This window comes from Vibrio marinisediminis (genome assembly GCF_014050145.1).
GTDB lineage: Bacteria > Pseudomonadota > Gammaproteobacteria > Enterobacterales > Vibrionaceae > Vibrio > Vibrio marinisediminis.
This window is the reverse complement of the sequence record NZ_JACFYF010000470.1, coordinates 1-221: the sequence shown is the minus strand read 5'-3', so window position 1 is coordinate 221 and position 221 is coordinate 1. Positions and strand designations below refer to the sequence as shown.

Annotated in this window: 1 protein-coding gene; it reads left to right on the top strand. The window is 63.3% G+C overall.

What is annotated here, in order from left to right:
- The coding region (nhaD, locus tag H2O73_RS21770; RefSeq protein WP_182110877.1) for a sodium:proton antiporter NhaD at positions 1-221 on the top strand (221 nt) is incomplete at both ends.

Sequence of the window (221 nt, the reverse complement as noted above, 5' to 3'; positions counted from 1 at the left end):
ACAGAGGCCGAGCACGCCTTCCGCGAGACCCTGCTCGAGTTCACCGAGCTGATGCTCTTCCTGCTGGTGGCGATGACCTATATCAACGCCCTGGATGAGCGCCGCGCCTTCGACGTGCTGCGCAGCTGGATGGTACGCAAGGGCTTCACCTATCGTCAGCTGTTCTGGATCACCGGCGGCCTGGCCTTTGTGATCTCGCCCCTCGCCGACAACCTGCGCAC